The following is a 17,657-nucleotide window of genomic DNA, read 5'->3' on the forward strand; positions in this document are numbered from 1 at the left end:
TATGAACAATACCGTAACCATAGTGGGCGCAGGACTTGCGGGCAGCGAGGCGGCGCTGGACCTCGCGGCGCGGGGCATCGCCGTGCGCCTGATAGAGATGCGACCGGACCATCCGACCGCCGTGCACCATACCGGGGACGCGGCCGAACTCGTCTGCTCCAACTCGCTCAAGAGCACCAAGCCGGACAGCGCGGCGGGACTTCTGAAGGAGGAGCTCTCGGTGCTGGGCTCTCCGCTCATCGAGGCGGCGAAGCGCCATTCGGTGGCCGCCGGCGGGGCGCTGGCGGTGGACCGGGTGCGGTTCGCCCGGGATGTGACGGCCCAGATCCAGGCCCATCCCCTGATCGCGCTGGAGCGCCGCGAAGCGACGGACGTTGCGAGCCTGGCCGACGGGTCCGACGCCATCGTGCTGGCGAGCGGCCCGCTCACCTCCGACGCGCTCTCGTCATCGCTTATGGCCCTGACGGGGCGCGATGCCCTGGCCTTCTACGACGCAGCGGCACCCGTGGTGATGGCGGACTCCATCGACTACGAGAAAGTGTTCCGCCAGAGCCGCTACGAGGATGCCGCGTCCGGCGGCGACTATCTGAACGCCCCGTTTGCCAAGGAAGAGTACGAGGCCTTTATCGAGGCGCTGCTGGGAGCCGAGCGCGTCATCGCCAAGGACTTCGAGACCCGCGAGCTGTTCCAGGCCTGCCAGCCCATCGAGGAGATCGCCCGGGCCGGCCGCGACGCGCCGCGCTTCGGCACGTTGAAGCCGGTGGGCCTCACCGACCCGCGCACGGGCCGTCGCCCCTGGGCGGCGCTGCAGCTGCGCGCCGAAGACGCCCATGGCGCCAGCTACAACCTCGTGGGGTTCCAGACAAACCTCACCTTCCCCGAGCAGCGCCGCGTGTTCCGCATGATCCCCGGTCTCGAAGAGGCCGAGTTCGCCCGCTACGGCGTCATGCACCGCAACACGTTCATCGACGCCCCGCAGCTGCTCGACGCCGGCAACCGACTTGCCACGCCCCAGGCTGAGGAGGTCGGCGTGCCCGTTTACGTGGTGGGCCAGCTGGCCGGCACCGAGGGCTACTGCGAGGCCATTCGCAGCGGCCTTCACGGGGCTTTGGCCGTTGCGGCCGACCTTAAGGGCATCGCGCTGCCGCCCCTTCCGACGGAGACGGTCTACGGGGCCCTTCTGGCCTATGCCACGGACCCGGCCACCGAGGACTACCAGCCCATGCACGTGAACTTCGGACTCATGGCGCCGCTCGACCCGCCGGTGCGCAACAAGCGCGCCCGCTACCAGGCCTACGCCGACCGTGCTAACGCGGCGCTGGCGGAATACCGCGCGGCCCTCGCCGAGGCGGGCCTTCTCCCATGACGGGCGAGGGGCGCGCGGGCGCCGAGGACGAACTGCGGGAGCTGCCCGGCGGCGAGGCCGTCGAGCGGTTCTGCGGGCACCTTGTCGTAGAGCGCGGCGCGTCGGCCCATACCGTGCGTGCCTACCGGGACGACCTTGCGGCCTACCTGCGCTGGGCCAAGCGGGCCGGGGTGAGCCCGCTTAAGGCAACCTATCGCCAGCTGCGCCGCTACCTGGCGGAGCTCGACCGGGCCCGCTACGCCCGCACCACCATCAAGCGCCACATGTCGTCGCTGCGCTCGTTTTTCCGCTGGGCTAACAAGACGGGGCTCACGAGCAACGACCCGGCCAGCGTCCTGCAGGCCCCCAAAGCCGACCGGCGCCTTCCCAAGACGGTGGCGGTGGACGACACGAGGCGGCTTTTGGCGGTCTACGGGCCGACCGACGCCGAGGGAAACCCGCGCGAGCAGACGCCGGCCGAGATGCGCGATGCGGCCCTGCTGGAGTTTCTGTTCTCCTGCGGCGCCCGCGTGTCCGAGGCCTCGGGCCTGCTCGTCGCGTGGGTGAACTTTCCCGAGCGCGAGGTGAAGGTGTTCGGCAAGCGCGCCAAGGAGCGCATCGTTCCCCTGAGCCGCCAGGGGGCTCTCGCCATGCGCCGCTATTTGGACGAGGCGCGCCCGGAGCTGCTCGGCGACAAGCAGAGCGACTACTTCTTCGTGAGCAACCGGGGCAACCAGATGAAGCCCGACGGCATCCGCAAGATGTTCAAGCGGGCGCTGGCCGCCGCCGGCCTCGACGAGTCGCTCTCGCCCCATGCCCTGCGCCATTCGTTTGCCACCGACCTTCTGGAGGGCGGCGCCGACCTGCGCAGCGTCCAGGACATGCTGGGGCACGCGAGTCTCTCCACCACGCAGATCTACACCCATGTCTCCCCGGACCGCTTGAAGAAGATTCACGGGCTGGCCCACCCCCGCGCTTGAGAAGGGCGGATGACGTCAGCCCCTAGCGAGAGGCGGGAGTGGGGCGGAAAGGGCGCCGGGCGCTGGTGTGTTACAGGTGGTGAACGGGGGCGTTGCGCTCGGGAATCGAGATGATTTCGCGGCTTCAACCAATGCCACTTGCGGGGACTTCTCGCTCTTTTCTGTGAAAGAATCATCATGAAGATTCAGAGGGGACGTCGAAGAGACGGGCCGCGCGGAAGGGAGGAGTCATGAGCCGCAAGAAAGCGAAGATGCTGTTTTGGGCGGCGCTCGTCGTGCTCGCCTACATTCCCTACCTCATGCAGTCCGCCAGCCACGTCATCATGTAGCTGTTCCGGCTTGAAGCGGAATCCCCTTCAGGAGCCCTCGTGAGAGAGAGAGAGAGGGTTCCTTTCTCGTTGCGGCACCGGCGGCAGCTTCGGGCCGGCGGGTGGCGATCTCTGCCTGCGGCCCGAGCGGCTTGCGGAGCCGTTTTGTCGCCGAATGGAAAACTTCCCGTAACCTCTTGAATTCCCTTTGAGCGGGGTTCATACTGCTCGCACTCTTTCGGGATTTCCGTTTCCGGAAGACGCGGCTGGCAACTCTCGTTCAAGCGGAGGAAAGGATGCACAAAGAGGAGCTCACCAACGGGCAGTCACTGCGCGGTTTCGCTCTGGCCACCATCGCGTTCATGGCCATTTTCGCTGCAACGGCGGTACCGATTCCGCTGTATGCGGACTACCAGGTCGCCATCGGGCTCACTACGGCGGATATCTCGAACACGATGTTCACCTATCTCACCGGCGTGGCGCTCACGCTCCTTTTTGCCGGACGCGTCTCCGATGCCTTCGGGCGCACTCCCGTAACGAGCCTCACGCTCATGCTCGCCATCCTCGGCTGCATCATGTTCATGATGGCCGACAGCGGCGCATCCGTGCTCGCCGCCCGCTTCGTCCAGGGCCTCTCCGCCGGGTTCGGCATGAGCGCTGTTTCGGCCCTTGTCATCGACTGCGTGGGAGATCGGCACTTGAGCTGGGGCTCCACGGTGGCCAGCTGCGGCTCTATGGTGGGCATCATGGTCGGCTCGGTGGGCGTGGGCGTGCTCTACGACATCGTGCCCAACCTCACCGTCATCTACGGCGTCATGATCGCCATCCTCGCCGTGTGCCTGTTTCTCATGCCCGTGGTGCACGAGCCCCTCGACCAGACGCTGTCGCTGCGCGCCGTCATGCGCGTGCGCATCTACATCCCCTCCGACAATCGCCGCCTGTTCGCGGTGGTGTGCGTGTGCTATCTGGGAACGTGGCTCGTGAGCAACTTCTACCAGTCCTTCGCCGCCCCTATCGCCTACCAGTGCTTCGGCGAGACCTCGCCTATGGCCGGCTCCCTCATCTTGGCGGCCATCATGGCCCCCTCGATGCTCGGCGGTCCGCTCGTCCAGCGCTTCGAGCCCAAGGCCACGCTGGCCGTGTCCATGGTTGCCGTAACGGTTGCCACGGCCCTCATGGCGCTTTCCATCCTCGCAGGCAACGAGCTTTTGTTCATGGCCGACTGCGCCCTTTTCAGCCTCGCCATGGGCGTGGCCGTATCGGTGTCGCTGCGCCTGCTGCTTCTGCGCGTGAGCGTCCTGCGCGTTTCGGCCATCCTCGCCTCGGTGAACCTCGTGGCCTACGCCGGCTCGGCGCTGACGGGCGTCCTGAGCGGCTGGCTGCTGAGGACCTTCTCCTATGTCGTGGTCTTTTTGGTCATGGCCGCGGTGCTCATGGCCGCGAGCGCGTTCGTGGCGACCTGCCTGCGGGCGCCCAGCGAGAAGAAGAAAGACGCGCGCCTCACGCTGTCCCGCTTCCACAAGATGAAGAAGGAGGCGCCCGTGAAGGCGACGAAGGCGGGAAGTGCCGCAGCCCGTCAGGGCGCGAGCGCACCGGCGCCGGAGACGGCGCTGGAAGAGGCCCCTGCGCCCCTGCTCTCCTAAGGGCGTGCTCACATTACCTCAGCGCTCATCTATGGGGACTCCGTGAACGCGAACAGAAGTTCCCTAAAAGTCTAGCGCCCCGGTCGGCGAATCGGTAGAATACCCAGGCGAAACAAGAAACCAGCGACGGGCAGCCGCAAAGGCGCCCGTTGCTTCACGTCTGCGAAGGATTCACACCCTATGGCCAACGAGATTGTCATCAAGGGCGCCCGCGAGCACAACCTCAAGGACGTCGACCTGACCATTCCCCGCGACGAGCTGGTCGTGATCACGGGCCTGTCCGGCTCGGGCAAGTCCAGCCTCGCCTTCGACACCATGTACGCCGAGGGCCAGCGCCGCTATGTGGAGAGCCTCTCCAGCTACGCGCGCATGTTCTTGGGTCAGATGTCCAAGCCCGACGTGGACTCCATCGACGGCCTGTCGCCGGCGGTGTCCATCGACCAGAAGACCACGTCGAAGAACCCGCGCTCCACGGTGGGCACCACCACTGAGATTTACGACTACCTGCGTCTTCTATTCGCCCGCGTGGGCATCCCGCACTGCCCGGAGTGCGGCCGCGAGATCAAGAAGCAGACCACCGACCAGGTGACCGACGAGATTCTGCGCCTGGGCGACGGGGTCCGGGGTGAGGACACGAAGGCCATCATGATGGCGCCGGTGGTGGCGGGCCGCAAGGGCGAGTTCACGAAGCTGTTCGCCGATCTGCAGAAAGAGGGCTTCTCCCGCGTGCGCATCGACGGCGAGATCGTGAAGCTGACCGGCGAGCCCATCACGCTGAACAAGAAGATCAAGCACTTCATCGACGTGGTGGTGGACCGCGTCGCGCTGAAGGATTCGGCCACGAGCCGCATCGCCGAGGCCGTGGAGCTTGCCTGCAAGCTGGCGAGCGGACGCGTGCTCGTGCAGGTGCTCGGGCCTGGTGGCTTGCCGCTTGGGCAAGCCGGCGGCACCTCATCGGGGGCCACGGGCGGTTTGGGGGAGGGGGAGCACCTCTTCTCGCTGGCCTTGGCCTGCCCCGAGCACGGCCACTCCATGGACGAGCTTCAGCCGCGCGACTTCTCCTTCAACGCCCCCTACGGCGCCTGCCCCGATTGCCTGGGCATCGGCAGCCGCGACGAGGTGGACCCCTCGCTCGTGGTGCCCGACCCCTCGCTCACCTTGAACGAGGGCGTCATCGCGCCGTTCAAGAGCGGAAACTACTATCCCCAGGTGCTGCGCGCCGTGGCCGCCCATGTGGGCACCGACGCCGACACCCCTTGGGAGGATATGCCGAAGAAGGCCCAGAAGGCCATCATGGGCGGCCTGGGCAAAGAGAAGGTGCGCGTGGACTACCGCACCGTGGACGGGCGCGATACCTACTGGTACATCGAGTGGGAGGGCGTGCTGGCCGCGGTGAAGCGCCGCTACCAGGAGGCCCAGTCCGATGCCCAGCGCGAGAAGCTGGCGGCCTATTTTGCCACGGTGCCCTGCGAGACCTGCGGCGGCAAGCGCCTGAAGCCGGAGATCCTCGCCGTCACGGTGAACGGCAAGTCCATCCACGACGTGACGGAGATGGCGGCATCCGAGTCCCTCGCGTTCTTCGAATCTCTCGACTTCAAGGGCCAGGCCGCCGTCATCGCCATCCCCATCGTGAAGGAGATTCGCGAGCGCCTGCGCTTTCTGGTGGATGTGGGCCTGGACTACCTCACGCTGGAGCGCGCCACGGCGACGCTCTCGGGCGGCGAGGCCCAGCGCATCCGCCTGGCCACCCAGATCGGCGCCGGCCTCATGGGCGTGCTCTACATTCTGGACGAGCCCTCCATCGGCCTGCACCAGCGCGACAACGAGCGCCTCATCGCCACGTTGGAGCGCCTGCGCGATCTGGGGAACACGGTGGTCGTGGTCGAGCACGACGAGGACACCATTCGCGCCGCCGACTTCGTGGTGGACATGGGTCCGGGCGCCGGCGAGCACGGCGGCCAGGTTATCGCCGCGGGCACGCCGGCCGAGGTCATGGCCACGGAAGGCTCTATCACGGCCGACTACCTTTCGGGTCGTCGCCGCATCGCGGTGCCCGCGGAGCGTCGCCACCCCAAGCGCGGCAGCCTGAAGATGACCGGTGCCACCGAGAACAACCTGCAGAACGTCACGCTGGAGGTGCCCATCGGCACGCTCACGGTTATCACGGGCGTGTCCGGCTCGGGCAAGAGCTCGCTTATCACCGACACGCTGGCCCCGGCTCTGGCCAACCGCCTGAACCACGCGCACCGCCGCACCGGGCCCTACCGCAAGATCACGGGCCTGGAGAAACTGGACAAGGTCATCAACATCGACCAGAGCCCCATCGGCCGCACGCCCCGCTCCAACCCGGCCACCTACATCGGCCTGTGGGACGACATCCGCGCGCTGTTCGCCAGCACGCAGGAGGCCAAGGCCCGCGGCTACGCGCCGGGGCGCTTCTCGTTCAACGTGAGCGGCGGCCGCTGCGAGGCCTGCAAGGGCGACGGCCAGATCAAGATTGAGATGCACTTTTTGCCCGACGTGTACGTGCCCTGTGAGGTGTGCAACGGCGAGCGCTACAACCGCGAGACGCTGCAGGTGACCTATCGCGGCAAGAACATCTCGGAAGTGCTCGACATGACCGTGGAGGACGCGCTGGCGTTTTTCGAGAACATCCCGGGCATCCGTCGCAAGCTGCAGACGCTCTTCGACGTGGGCCTCGGCTACATCCGCCTGGGGCAGCCCGCCACAACGCTCTCGGGCGGCGAGGCCCAGCGCGTGAAGCTCGCCAGCGAGCTGCAGAAGCGGCAGTCCGGCAAGACCTTCTACATCCTGGACGAGCCCACCACGGGCCTGCACTTCGAGGACGTGCGCCAGCTGCTCGAGGTGCTGCAGCGCCTGGTGGATGCGGGCAACACCGTGCTCGTCATCGAGCACAACCTGGATGTCATCAAGTGCGCCGACCACATCATCGACCTCGGCCCCGAGGGCGGCGAGCGCGGCGGCACCATCATCGCCCAGGGAACCCCCGAGCAAGTGGCAGAGGCGGAGGGCTCCTATACCGGCCACTTCGTCAAGCGCATGCTGGAGCTCGACCGCAAGCTCGCGGCGCGCCAATCGTAGCTCCCTTTAAGCAATCGTCACAGATATGGAACCGAAGCCCTGCCGCATAAGCTGCGGCAGGGCTTCGGTATAATCTGGGGTATGAAGAAGCGCACTCGCGAAAAAGTTGCCCTGCTCGTATTCGCCCTGCTCGTCGTTCTCGGCGGCAGCGTCCTTTTGCGCTATTTCGAAACCGGCCGCTCCTTCAACATGGCCGCCACGGTCGTGGACGACGCCTTCGGGCAGATGTCCGGCTACTCGGCCATCGTCTTCGACGGCACCTACGATGTGCTGGACGCCCTGCGGCCCACCAAGCTCCCCTCGGTGGACGGCGGCGAGTCCGCGCGCCCCGAGAGCCTCGGCGAGATGGTCGCCGGTGAGCTCTCGAAGCTGCCGCTCTCCATGCGCGAGCGGCCCGTGTACGCATCGGATGTGCGCTCGTTCTACGAGGAGAAGGGCGCCGGCGTGCTCACGCTGAACCTCGACGACCTCTCTCGCTACGAGAAGCCGCGCATCCTCATGGCGGGCAATCGCCGCATCGGGGTGGTGGCTGTGGACTACTACGCTTCGACCCGCCAGCTTCTGGCCCTGCGCGAGGAGATGGAGGATGCCGGCGCCGAGTCGCTTGTCTGCCTGGTTCCGCGCCTGTCGTGCCTCGCCTCGGTGGAGGGCTTCAACGTGGTCATCGTCACCGACGACGACCAGTCCGAGCCCGGCAAGGGAGAAGGGGAGGGTGCCGCCCATATCATGTACGCGCCGGAGCGCGAGCAGGTGGGCGTGGTGCTGCTCACCGCCCTGAACGTTCCCTCCTCCAAGGTGTACGCCTCGCTCTAGCTGCCGTTGGCCGCCGGCGAGCGCCCTGTGTTTCGGGCTTTGTTTCGGCTCAGTTAATTAGTCATCGTTTGAAAAATCTCCGTCCTATAATGCGCCCTAAAGGCGGAGGCGCGCTGCGCCGTCGCGAACCCTTACCGCATACAGGAGGTTCCCATGAGCTACGTTGCCAACGTCATCGAAGAGGTGAAGGCGAAGAACGCCGAGCAGCCCGAGTTCATCCAGGCCGTCACCGAGGTGCTCCAGTCCCTGGAGCCGGTCATCGAGGCCCATCCCGAGTACGAGCAGGCGGCGCTTCTCGAGCGCATCGTCGAGCCCGAGCGCGTCATCATGTTCCGCGTGCCGTGGGTCGATGATAGCGGCAAGGTTCAGGTCAACCGCGGCTTCCGCGTGCAGTTCAACAGCGCCATCGGGCCCTACAAGGGCGGCCTGCGCCTGCATCCGTCGGTGAACCTCGGCATCATCAAGTTCCTCGGCTTCGAGCAGATCTTCAAGAACAGCCTCACCACGCTGCCCATGGGCGGCGGCAAGGGCGGCTGCGACTTCGACCCGAAGGGCAAGTCCGACATGGAGGTCATGCGCTTCTGCCAGTCCTTCATGACCGAGCTGTTCCGCCACATCGGCGCTGACACCGACGTGCCGGCCGGCGACATCGGCACCGGCGCCCGCGAGATCGGCTACATGTTCGGCCAGTACAAGAAGATCAAGAACGTCTTCGAGGGCGTGCTCACCGGCAAGGGCCTCACTTTCGGCGGCTCGCTCGCCCGTACCGAGGCCACCGGCTACGGCCTGGTCTACCTGGTCGAGGAGCACCTGAAGTGCACCGGCGGCAGCTTCGAGGGCAAGACGGTGTGCATCTCCGGCTCCGGCAACGTGGCCATCTACGCCACGCAGAAGGCCCAGCAGCTCGGTGCCAAGGTGGTTACCGTGTCCGACTCCACCGGTTGGGTGCACGATCCTGCCGGCATCGATGTGGAGCTGCTCAAGCAGGTCAAGGAAGTGGAGCGCGCCCGCCTCACCGAATACGCCGCCCGCCGCGAGGGCGTCGAGTACCACGAGGGCCGCGGCGTGTGGCAGATCCCCTGTGACATCGCGCTGCCCTGCGCCACCCAAAACGAGGTGCACCTGGAGGACGTCCAGAACCTCGTCGCTAACGGCTGCCAGATCCTCGCCGAGGGCGCCAATATGCCCACCACGCTGGAGGCCACCGAGTACCTGCAGAACAACGGGGTCGTGTTCTTCCCCGGCAAGGCCGCCAATGCCGGCGGCGTGGCCACCTCCGGTCTCGAGATGTCCCAGAACTCCGAGCGCCTCTCCTGGACCTTCGAAGAGGTTGACGCGAAGCTCAACGGCATCATGGTGAGCATCTACCACGCCATCGACGACGCCGCCAAGCGCTACGGACACGCGGGCAACTACGTCATGGGCGCCAACATCGCCGGCTTCGAGAAGGTCGCCACCGCCATGATGGCCCAGGGCATCGTGTAAGCCCGGCGCAGCGAACCTATCGGTAAAGCCTGCGAGGCCCTCCTCAAGCTAGAGGAGGGCCTCGCTCAATAAGGAGAGGGATGGAGGGGCTAGAGGCGCTTGACGGTGATGCCGCCGGCGACGATTGCGCCCTCCTCTCAATCCGCTGCCTAGGCGGCCACCTCGGCATCTTCGGATTCTGCGCGGGTGGTCACGTCGATGGATTCGATGAGAAACTCCATGCCGGATACCACCTCGTAGTTCATGGCGGCGCACTCCGGGCAACTCGTCTTCTGGCCGTTGGCCACATCGACGGGCCAGATGCGTCCGCAGTCGTTGCATTGCACCAGAAGTGGCTTCGTGATGAACGACACGCGCGCGTTCTCGGCGATGGTGCCGCGGGCCAGGTAGTGGAAGAAGCTGTCGAACATGTCAGTGATGATGTCCCGCATCTCGCCGATGACCATGCTGACCTCGTTGACGGCAACGGCGTCGGCCTCCTCGGCCGTGGCGAGTACCGATTTCACGACCTCGGTGCAAAGGGCCATCTCGTGCATGGAATACCTCCATTCGGTAAAAAGGGCGCCCCGCTGGGAGGGGAGGCGGGGCGCATAAGGGGTCGGTTGCTTAGGCCTGGGCGACGGCGTCGGCGATTTCCTTCATCTCGTCCTGGCTGGTGATGTCGTACAGGTATCCCTTGGAGATGCGGACGCGCGCCTTCAGCTCGTAATCCTCTTCCAGGGTCTGCGGGATGTAGGGCAGATCCTCTTCGGGCTTCAGCTTCAGGCCGCGCACGCCCTGGGGGCACACGGTGGCGCACTGGCCGCAGCGCACGCAGGCGCTGTCGACGATGGGGTAGCCCTCGTCGTCCATGGTGATGGCGTACATGGGGCACTGCTTCTCGCACATGCCGCACTTGATGCACTCGTCCTTCTTGTGCATGAGGGTGAAGTTCGAGTAGTTCTTCGTCACGGCCGGGCCGCCGTTGAGGGCGCGGATGCCGCCGACGTTCAGGCAGCAGTCGGCATGGCAGGAGCAGATGTTCTCGGCGTCTTTGGTGTAGACGGTCTCGATGATCATGCCCTCCTTCACGGAGTTCTCCAAGATGGCGATGGCCTCCTCGGCCGTGATTTCGCGTCCCGCGCCGATCTCGATCTGCCACTCGGCGTTCTTGCCGGTGCAGATGCAGGTCTCCATGGGATGCCCGCAGTCGCGCATCTCGGCGTTGAACAGCTCCATGGCCTCCTGGGTGGTCTTCGCCTTGCCCTCGCGGATGAGGGTGCTCACACGGCACATGCAGGGGGAGACGGAGAAGGTGTCGTGGCGCTTGAAGATGTCGCGCCAGTCGTCCCACTGCGTGTACTCGCCGTCGATGCACACGTCCAGATCGACGGGAAGCGTGCGGTACATGGAGGTCTCGGAGTCGACGAAGCCAAAAATCATGTCGTCGGATTTGTTCAGGTCTTTCAGCTCTATGTACTCGGGAGTGAAGTTCTGTACATAAGCCTCGTAGTAGCCGTACTCGCTGCCGAGGGAGAGGAACGTGGGCTTGCCGTCTTCGTACACGCGGCGCAGCAGGCCGCGGTCGGCCATGGCGTTGCAAAGCGCCAGGCACTCGTCGGCGGACTTGCCGGAGACGTCGGTGAGCTCGTCGGCCGAGAAGTAGCGGAAGTAGGGGAACTGGCTGTAGAGCAGAGCCTCTTCCTCTGAGAACAGGAAGGGCCACAGGTCGAGCTGATGGTCCTTGTTGATGAGGGAGCCGGTGCCGACGCCGTTGCGATTGATGACGTTGCGCACCATCTGATGGGCCGCGGAGACGGTGGAGCCATCCTCGTTCACCCACTCGGTGGTGACTACGGCGGGATTGTTCAGAATCTCCTCAACCTCGGCGTCGGAATAGATGATCGGCGCCTCTGAGACGAGGGGCGCGACCTCGGGGTTCTTGGCGGTCTCGGCCCATTCGGCAGCGGCTTCAGCCTCGGCGGCCTGCTCTCCGGTGGCGGACAGGTCGGACGGCTCTGCCTTCGGAGAGCAGCCCACGAGCGCCGATGCTCCGGCAACGCCCATGGTTCCGACGAATGCGCGACGGTTGATAATCTTCATTAGGGTGTCCTCCTTCGATTCTCCTTTCGCAGGACATGGGTGCCTGCAGGAAACACTATAGGAGCGAGGAGGTGCCAGCGACTCGCCGGTTTGCGACGGGCTGGGTACGGAAATCGCGCACCCGCCGTTGCGGGAAATGCAACGGCGGCTTTCGGTTTTCTGAGGGCTCTATCGCTGGTCGCCCTCTTGCGCAAACGCGAGGCAGCAATCGACGAACTGCCGAATGGCCGGGTCGCTGTTCCCCTTTAAGTAGGCGAGGAAAATGGGTCGCATGAGCGGAGGATCGAAGTGGAGCTGCACCAGATCGGGGTTGAGCCTCAAGGGGTCGGCGTCTTCCTCGAACTCGACAACGAACTCGTCGGGCCTCAGGGCAAGGAAAAAGTCGGCCCGCGTCACGATATTTCTGAAGTGCATCTGCAAATCGATGCCATGGCTCTGGAACAGCTTCGCAATGGAGTCCGTGGCCGTTTGCGATTGGCGATTCGTCGAACGGGGATGCGCGTAGGGCGCAAGGTCCTCAAGGGAGAGGCTCTCAAGTTGGGCGAGGGGATTTGCCCGGCATACCCAGGCGCTGAGCGGAGCTTGGGTGTACTGAACGGTGGCAATGGCTTCGTTGCTGGTGATTGAGCCGTCGTAAACGATGCCGATATCCGCTTTGTGCTGCAGGAGCGCTTCTTCGGTGGTCAGGAACCTGTCGTCGACGCAGATCGCGGTGGCGAGCTCCGGATTGCGGCGCCGCAGCTCCGCAGCTGCCTTGTACACGATGTCCGAGAACGCTGTGCGGCAGGGAAGCATGTAGATCGTGAAGGGGCGCCCGTCCTGCGAGGCGATTTCCTTGCCTCGCGCGATGATTCTGTCCAGATTGCCAATAAGGTCGTCGATGGATTCTAGATAGTACTGGCCCGCGGGGGTGAGGGAAAGGGGCGCGCGATTGAAGAGGGGAAACCCGAGCTCTTGCTCGAGGTCGGCGATATGGCGACTGAGCGCCGAGGTCGACATATGAAGATGCTCGGCCGCCGATGCGTAGTTGAGCCTCTCGGCCAGCACGATGAACTCTCTGGAATAGTCAAGCATAGATGATTTCCCCTCTCATACACGCTTTCGCTATTATAGAAGAGCAAAAGCGATTGAGGCCGAAACGGCCTCTTGCCTCGGTTGCGTATCGCGGGAATGCCGAGTGCAGATTGCGCAATACCTCATCGCCGCTTTGCCGTTATCGATGTTTTAGGATGAAGGAAAAGCGAGGTTGCGGCTTGCTGGGGCCAAGCTGAAGAGAGAAGGGAATGCCCATGCGTTGTCAGGTAATCGCGTTCAGTCCGACCGGGGGAACGGCAAAGGCCGCCGAGATGGTTGCCGATGTACTCGGCGATTCGAAGTCCCTCGTCGATTTGACGGATTCGACCCGTGATTATTCCGATGTGGTGATGGGCGAGGGTGATGTCGCGTTGATTGCGGCGCCTTGCTTTGCCGGTCGTGTGCCGGCGGTAGCTATGGAGCGTCTCGCTGCCGTTGCGGGCAATGGCGTACCCTGCGTGGTTATGAACGTCTACGGCAATCGCGCTTTCGATGACGCTCTGCTCGAGATGGCCGATGGCGCGCGCGAGGCGGGCTTCAACGTGGTGGCGGGTATTGCCGCAATAGCCGAGCATTCCATCATGCACCAGTTCGCAGCGGGGCGCCCCAACAAAGCCGATGACGAGCGCCTTGCCGAATTGGCTGCGGTTATTCGCCGGGCTCTCGATGAGGGGCGCGTTGTGGAGGCGCCGGCTATCCCGGGCAATCGACCTTATCTGAAGGCTAAGGCGATTCCGCTTGTGCCGGCCTACGCGGGCTCCTGCTCGCGCTGCGGCCGCTGCGCTGCGGATTGTCCGACCGCTGCTATCGACGGCGAAACGCTCAAGGCGGACAGAGAGCACTGCATCGCCTGCATGCGCTGTGCTGCCGAGTGCCCCGACGGCTCCCGCAAGGTGAGCAGTCTCATGGTGAAGGCGGCATCTTTGGCCATCAAGAAAGAAGCCGAGAAGCCCAAAGAGCCCGAGCTGTTCTCGGTTTAAATCGCCCGTCGCCTCAGGGATCGCCGCAAGGGCGCCGCCGTCCGCCAACCGTCCATAATGACGCGAACTTTTGTTCCATGTTATACTTTGGGGCATGGAATGTGAGCGCACATATGTCTGCATTGATCTGAAGAGCTTCTATGCCTCGGTGGAGTGCGTGGCGCGCGGGCTCGATCCTATGGAGGCTATGCTCGTGGTGGCCGATCCCACGCGCTCGGAGATGACCATCTGCTTGGCGGTGAGCCCGGCCATGAAGGCGGCCGGCGTGCGCAACCGCTGTCGGCTTTACGAGATTCCCTCCGGGATGGAGTTCATCACCGCCAAGCCGCGCATGAAGAAGTACATGGAGGCTTCGGCGGAGATCTACGCCACCTACCTGCGCTATGTGTCGCCGGAGGATATTCACCCGTACTCCATCGACGAGTGCTTCATCGACGCGACGCCCTATCTGGAGCTCTACGACCTGACGGCCCGCGAGTTCGCCGACACCCTGCGGGCCGCCGTGAAGGCCGAGACGGGCATTCCGGCCACGGTGGGCATCGGCCCGAACCTGTTCCTTGCCAAGGTGGCGCTGGACATCTCGGCCAAGCACGCGCCTGATGGCGTGGGGGAGCTTAGCGAGCGCTCCTTCCGCGAGCAGATCTGGCGTCATCGGCCCATCACCGATATTTGGAACATCGGCCCGGGCATCGCGCGGCGTTTGGCGAAGTACCGCGTGTTCGATTTGGCCGGCGTGACCGAGATGGACCCGGATGTGCTCTACGACGAGTTCGGCGTGAACGCGGAGTACCTCATCGACCACGCCTGGGGCGTGGAACCCTGCACCATCGCCGAGATCAAGGCCTACGAGCCGGAGACCACCTCGCTCATGAACGGGCAGATCTTGCCGTGCGGCTACAACTTCGACGACACCCTCATGGTCATGCGCGAGATGACCGACGACTTGGTGCTCGATTTAGTGGGAAAGCGCCTGGTGACCGACCATATCTCACTGCACGTGAGCTACGCGCGCAGCCAAGACGAGCGCGAAGAGGCGGGGGAGGCCTTCGAAGGGGGCCACGGCACGCGGCGCATCGGCGGCTCGCACCCCCACGGCGGCGGATCACGCAAGATTCCCGAGCGCACGAATTCCTTCGCGAAGCTCTACGGGTACTTGGAGGCCCTGTACCGCGAGACCGTGGATCCGGCGCGCACCATGCGCAAGATAAGCATCGGCTTCGGAAACCTCGTGGACGAGGATCTGGCCTCGGTGGACCTGTTCACCGATGTGGCCGCCGCCGAGCGGGAGCGCCGCCGCCAGGAGGCCGTGCTCGCCGTGAAGGAGAAGTTCGGGAAAAACGCGCTCATCAAGGGCGTGAGCCTGAAGGAGCACGCCCTCGGGCGCGAGCGCAACGAGATGGTCGGGGGGCATCATGGCTAGGGGAGATGCCTTCGAGGGCCTTGTCTGGGAGGAAGTGGGCGGGAGCGTCCCTGGGTCTCTCTCAGGGACGACCCGGGGGACAGACCGACCCGTTCCCGAGCACGTCGGCCGCCCGCATCCCGACCGAGCGCGGCAGTTCATGCCCTTCGCGGCCCTGCGGGGCTACTACGAGCTCGTGCGCGATGCGGAGCGGGTGGCCGAGCCGCGGGTGCCCCTGGCCGACGACGAGGCCCGGGCGCTGGACGAGGCCATCGCCGGCCTTGTCCGCGGAGACGTGGTGCGCTGCGTCTTCTACGAGAGAGACGGCTACCGCACCCTCGTGGGCGCCGTGGGCCAGGTCGACCTCATCTACCGCGACCTGTGGATCGTGCGCGAGCGCGTTCCCTTCTCCCGCATCCGCTCTGTGGATGTGCTCTATCCCGCCGGTTGACGGGCTCGGCGCTTTCGCCTATAACCAGAGAACCGTACGAATCGAGGAAGTGCTTCAAGGAGGAATAGGTCTCATGGGCCTGACGAAACAGCAGATGCAGATGGTGACGGTGCTGGTGATCGGCGCGTTTCTGGTGGTGCTGAACCAGACGCTGCTCACGCCGGCGCTGCCCACTATCATGGACCACCTGAACGTGGGCGCTACCACAGTGCAGTGGCTCACGAGCGGCTATTCGCTGGTAGAGGCGGTCATCATTCCCCTGAACGCCTACTTCCTCGGCCGCTTCGCCACCCGGCGCATCTTCCTCGGCGGCATGGGCCTGTTCGCCGTGGGCTCGACTTTGTGCGCCGCAGCGCCCAGCTTCGCCTTCCTCATGGCCGGGCGCATCTGCCAGGCCTGCGCCACCGGCGTGGTCATGCCCTCGGTGTTCGCGCTGGTTCTGCTTGTGTTTCCCAAGGAGCGCCGCGGGTCCGCCATGGGCATCATCGGACTGATCGTGTCCTTTGCCCCGGCCGTGGGCCCCTCGCTTTCCGGCATGCTCGTCGACTCCATCGGCTGGCGCGCGCTTTTCGTGACGGTGGTGATTCTGGCCGCGGCCATTCTCGTCATGGGCTTTTTCATGATGCGCAACTTCGAGGGCTTCGCCCGCACCTCTTTCGATGGGCTTTCGGTGGTGCTGCTCGCTCTCGGTATGGTGGCCATGCTCTACGGCCTCTCCACCTTCACCTCCTCGGCGCTGCCGGCGCTATCGGTGGCGCTTATGGTTGCCGGCGCCGCGGTGCTCGCGCTGTTCGCCCGGCGCCAGATGCGCCTTAAGGTGCCGGTTCTGAAGGTGAGCGTGCTCAAGAACCGCCAGTTCCGCATCGCGTCGCTCATCATTATCGTGTTGGAGGCGGTGCTCATCGGCTCGGGTGTCATCGTGCCCATGTACCTGCAGAACGCTTTGGGGGATACGGCCACCATGTCGGGCCTCATCATGTTCCCCGGCGCGGCTCTGGGCGCCTTTTGCGGCCTGCTCGCGGGGCGGATCTTCGACGCCCGCGGCGTGCGGGGCGTAGCCGTTACGGGTGCCATCGTGCTGCTCGTGGGCGGCGCGGGTTATGCGACGTTCTCGCCCTCTACGCCGGTGCTCGTCATCTGCCTGGTGTATACCATCGCCTGTCTGGGCGTGCAATGCCTCATTACGCCCTTGAACACTTGGGGCTTCAACGCGCTGCCCAACGACGAGATTCCCCACGGCAACGCCATCGTCTCCGCCTTCGAGCAGATCGGCGCCTCTTTGGGCACGGCCTTCGTGGTCAGTCTCACGGCGGTGCCGGCGCTTCTGGGGGCGGGCGGTGTCAGTGGGGCCGAGCAGGCCGCGGCCGGCTGCCATGCGGCGTTTTTCGGAGTGCTGGGGCTCATCGCCGTCATCGCCGTGGGCATCATCGTCTTCGTGCGCGACCGCAAGCCGGAGCCGCGCTCTGCGGCCCTTGAGCCCTCCGACGAGATTCCCGGCATCGACCGCCCGTGGTATGTGACCGACGTGATGAACGCCGAGCCCGATACGCTCGCGCCCGCGTCTACGGTGCGCGAGGCCATCGACCTCATGCAGCGCCGCGAGACGAGCGGCCTTCCCATTGTGGATGTGGAAGGCGCCGTGCTCGGCTTTTTGTCCGACGGTGACATATTGAAGCGGCTCTCTCGCAACGACCTGAGCCGTCTTGAGGGCGATTCCTACCTGGTGCTTCTGCAGACCGAGAGCGTAAAGCAGCGCCTGTCCGCCATGCTGGATACGCTCGCGCTGGATTTGGCCACCAAGCGCGTGGTCAGCGTGGATGCCGACGAGAGCGCCGAGGTGGCCTTCCGCATGCTCTCGGAGCGGCGCATCAAGAAGATGCCCGTGGTGCGTGACGGCCGCTTTGTCGGCACCCTCTCGCGCAGCAACATCATGGGGGCCTTGGCCGTCCTCGAGCAAACGGAGCGCTAGGCGCCGTCGAAGGTGTAAGATGGCTT

13 protein-coding genes are annotated in these 17,657 nt (G+C 65.0%); 10 read left to right on the forward strand and 3 right to left on the reverse strand.

Going from position 1 to position 17,657, the window contains the following annotated elements:
* Position 1 precedes the first annotated feature (1 nt).
* The 6 genes from trmFO to gdhA all read left to right on the forward strand — a co-directional run bounded on the left by trmFO (position 2) and on the right by gdhA (position 9,676).
* Positions 2 to 1,366 (forward strand): methylenetetrahydrofolate--tRNA-(uracil(54)-C(5))-methyltransferase (FADH(2)-oxidizing) TrmFO, encoded by a 1,365-nt coding sequence (gene trmFO / locus VJ923_RS05435; RefSeq protein ID WP_326439336.1) that lies wholly within the window; start codon positions 2 to 4, stop codon positions 1,364 to 1,366.
* Positions 1,363 to 2,325, forward strand: a complete 963-nt coding sequence (locus VJ923_RS05440; protein WP_326439338.1) for a tyrosine recombinase XerC — start codon at positions 1,363 to 1,365, stop codon at positions 2,323 to 2,325. The genes trmFO and VJ923_RS05440 overlap by 4 nt, the downstream gene beginning before the upstream one ends.
* A gap of 604 nt (positions 2,326 to 2,929) precedes the next feature.
* A complete protein-coding gene (locus tag VJ923_RS05445; RefSeq protein ID WP_326439340.1) occupies positions 2,930 to 4,276 on the forward strand; it encodes an MFS transporter in 1,347 nt (448 codons plus the stop codon).
* A gap of 180 nt (positions 4,277 to 4,456) precedes the next feature.
* Positions 4,457 to 7,378, forward strand: a complete 2,922-nt coding sequence (uvrA, locus tag VJ923_RS05450; protein WP_326439342.1) for an excinuclease ABC subunit UvrA — start codon at positions 4,457 to 4,459, stop codon at positions 7,376 to 7,378.
* Between the two features lie 81 nt (positions 7,379 to 7,459).
* Positions 7,460 to 8,191 (forward strand): hypothetical protein, encoded by a 732-nt coding sequence (locus VJ923_RS05455; protein WP_326439345.1) that lies wholly within the window; start codon positions 7,460 to 7,462, stop codon positions 8,189 to 8,191.
* 153 nt (positions 8,192 to 8,344) lie between these two features.
* Entirely contained in the window at positions 8,345 to 9,676 is a 1,332-nt protein-coding gene (gene gdhA, locus VJ923_RS05460; protein ID WP_326439347.1) for an NADP-specific glutamate dehydrogenase, read from the forward strand.
* Positions 9,677 to 9,825: 149 nt separating this feature from the next.
* Here the strand turns inward: gdhA and VJ923_RS05465 are convergent, their stop codons facing one another.
* The 3 genes from VJ923_RS05465 to VJ923_RS05475 all read right to left on the reverse strand — a co-directional run bounded on the left by VJ923_RS05465 (position 9,826) and on the right by VJ923_RS05475 (position 12,832).
* On the reverse strand, positions 9,826 to 10,212 hold the full coding sequence (locus tag VJ923_RS05465) for a hydrogenase maturation nickel metallochaperone HypA/HybF (protein ID WP_326439349.1): 387 nt from the start codon (positions 10,210 to 10,212) through the stop codon (positions 9,826 to 9,828).
* Between the two features lie 70 nt (positions 10,213 to 10,282).
* Positions 10,283 to 11,758, reverse strand: coding sequence for a 4Fe-4S binding protein (locus tag VJ923_RS05470; protein WP_326439351.1), 1,476 nt, complete (start codon positions 11,756 to 11,758; stop codon positions 10,283 to 10,285).
* Positions 11,759 to 11,926: 168 nt separating this feature from the next.
* Positions 11,927 to 12,832 carry a LysR family transcriptional regulator gene (locus VJ923_RS05475; protein WP_326439353.1) on the reverse strand — a complete coding sequence of 302 codons (906 nt, stop codon included), beginning with the start codon at positions 12,830 to 12,832 and terminating at the stop codon, positions 11,927 to 11,929.
* Between the two features lie 215 nt (positions 12,833 to 13,047).
* Here VJ923_RS05475 and VJ923_RS05480 point away from each other — a divergent pair, with 215 nt between their 5' ends.
* From VJ923_RS05480 to VJ923_RS05495, 4 genes are all read left to right on the forward strand, one after another.
* Complete coding sequence (locus VJ923_RS05480; protein WP_326439355.1) at positions 13,048 to 13,812, forward strand: 4Fe-4S dicluster domain-containing protein; 765 nt, start codon at positions 13,048 to 13,050, stop codon at positions 13,810 to 13,812.
* A 70-nt stretch (positions 13,813 to 13,882) separates the two neighbouring features.
* Positions 13,883 to 15,232: a Y-family DNA polymerase gene (locus tag VJ923_RS05485; protein WP_326439357.1), complete on the forward strand. Its 1,350-nt coding sequence runs from the start codon at positions 13,883 to 13,885 to the stop codon at positions 15,230 to 15,232.
* Entirely contained in the window at positions 15,225 to 15,662 is a 438-nt protein-coding gene (locus VJ923_RS05490; RefSeq protein ID WP_326439359.1) for a hypothetical protein, read from the forward strand. Before VJ923_RS05485 ends, VJ923_RS05490 begins: the two co-directional genes overlap by 8 nt.
* A 73-nt stretch (positions 15,663 to 15,735) precedes the next feature.
* Positions 15,736 to 17,631: an MDR family MFS transporter gene (locus VJ923_RS05495; RefSeq protein WP_326439361.1), complete on the forward strand. Its 1,896-nt coding sequence runs from the start codon at positions 15,736 to 15,738 to the stop codon at positions 17,629 to 17,631.
* Positions 17,632 to 17,657 lie beyond the last annotated feature (26 nt).

Source organism: Adlercreutzia shanghongiae, from assembly GCF_035830635.1.
In the GTDB taxonomy this organism is placed as follows: Bacteria; Actinomycetota; Coriobacteriia; order Coriobacteriales; family Eggerthellaceae; genus Adlercreutzia; species Adlercreutzia shanghongiae.

Coding starts and splice junctions, on each gene's coding strand:
- uvrA (WP_326439342.1), top strand. CDS start 4,457: ATGGCCAACGAGATTGTCATCAAGGGCGCCCGCGAGCACAACCTCAAG.
- VJ923_RS05455 (WP_326439345.1), top strand. CDS start 7,460: ATGAAGAAGCGCACTCGCGAAAAAGTTGCCCTGCTCGTATTCGCCCTG.
- VJ923_RS05440 (WP_326439338.1), top strand. CDS start 1,363: ATGACGGGCGAGGGGCGCGCGGGCGCCGAGGACGAACTGCGGGAGCTG.
- gdhA (WP_326439347.1), top strand. CDS start 8,345: ATGAGCTACGTTGCCAACGTCATCGAAGAGGTGAAGGCGAAGAACGCC.
- VJ923_RS05495 (WP_326439361.1), top strand. CDS start 15,736: ATGGGCCTGACGAAACAGCAGATGCAGATGGTGACGGTGCTGGTGATC.
- VJ923_RS05445 (WP_326439340.1), top strand. CDS start 2,930: ATGCACAAAGAGGAGCTCACCAACGGGCAGTCACTGCGCGGTTTCGCT.
- VJ923_RS05470 (WP_326439351.1), bottom strand. CDS start 11,758: ATGAAGATTATCAACCGTCGCGCATTCGTCGGAACCATGGGCGTTGCC.
- trmFO (WP_326439336.1), top strand. CDS start 2: ATGAACAATACCGTAACCATAGTGGGCGCAGGACTTGCGGGCAGCGAG.
- VJ923_RS05490 (WP_326439359.1), top strand. CDS start 15,225: ATGGCTAGGGGAGATGCCTTCGAGGGCCTTGTCTGGGAGGAAGTGGGC.
- VJ923_RS05475 (WP_326439353.1), bottom strand. CDS start 12,832: ATGCTTGACTATTCCAGAGAGTTCATCGTGCTGGCCGAGAGGCTCAAC.
- VJ923_RS05480 (WP_326439355.1), top strand. CDS start 13,048: ATGCGTTGTCAGGTAATCGCGTTCAGTCCGACCGGGGGAACGGCAAAG.
- VJ923_RS05465 (WP_326439349.1), bottom strand. CDS start 10,212: ATGCACGAGATGGCCCTTTGCACCGAGGTCGTGAAATCGGTACTCGCC.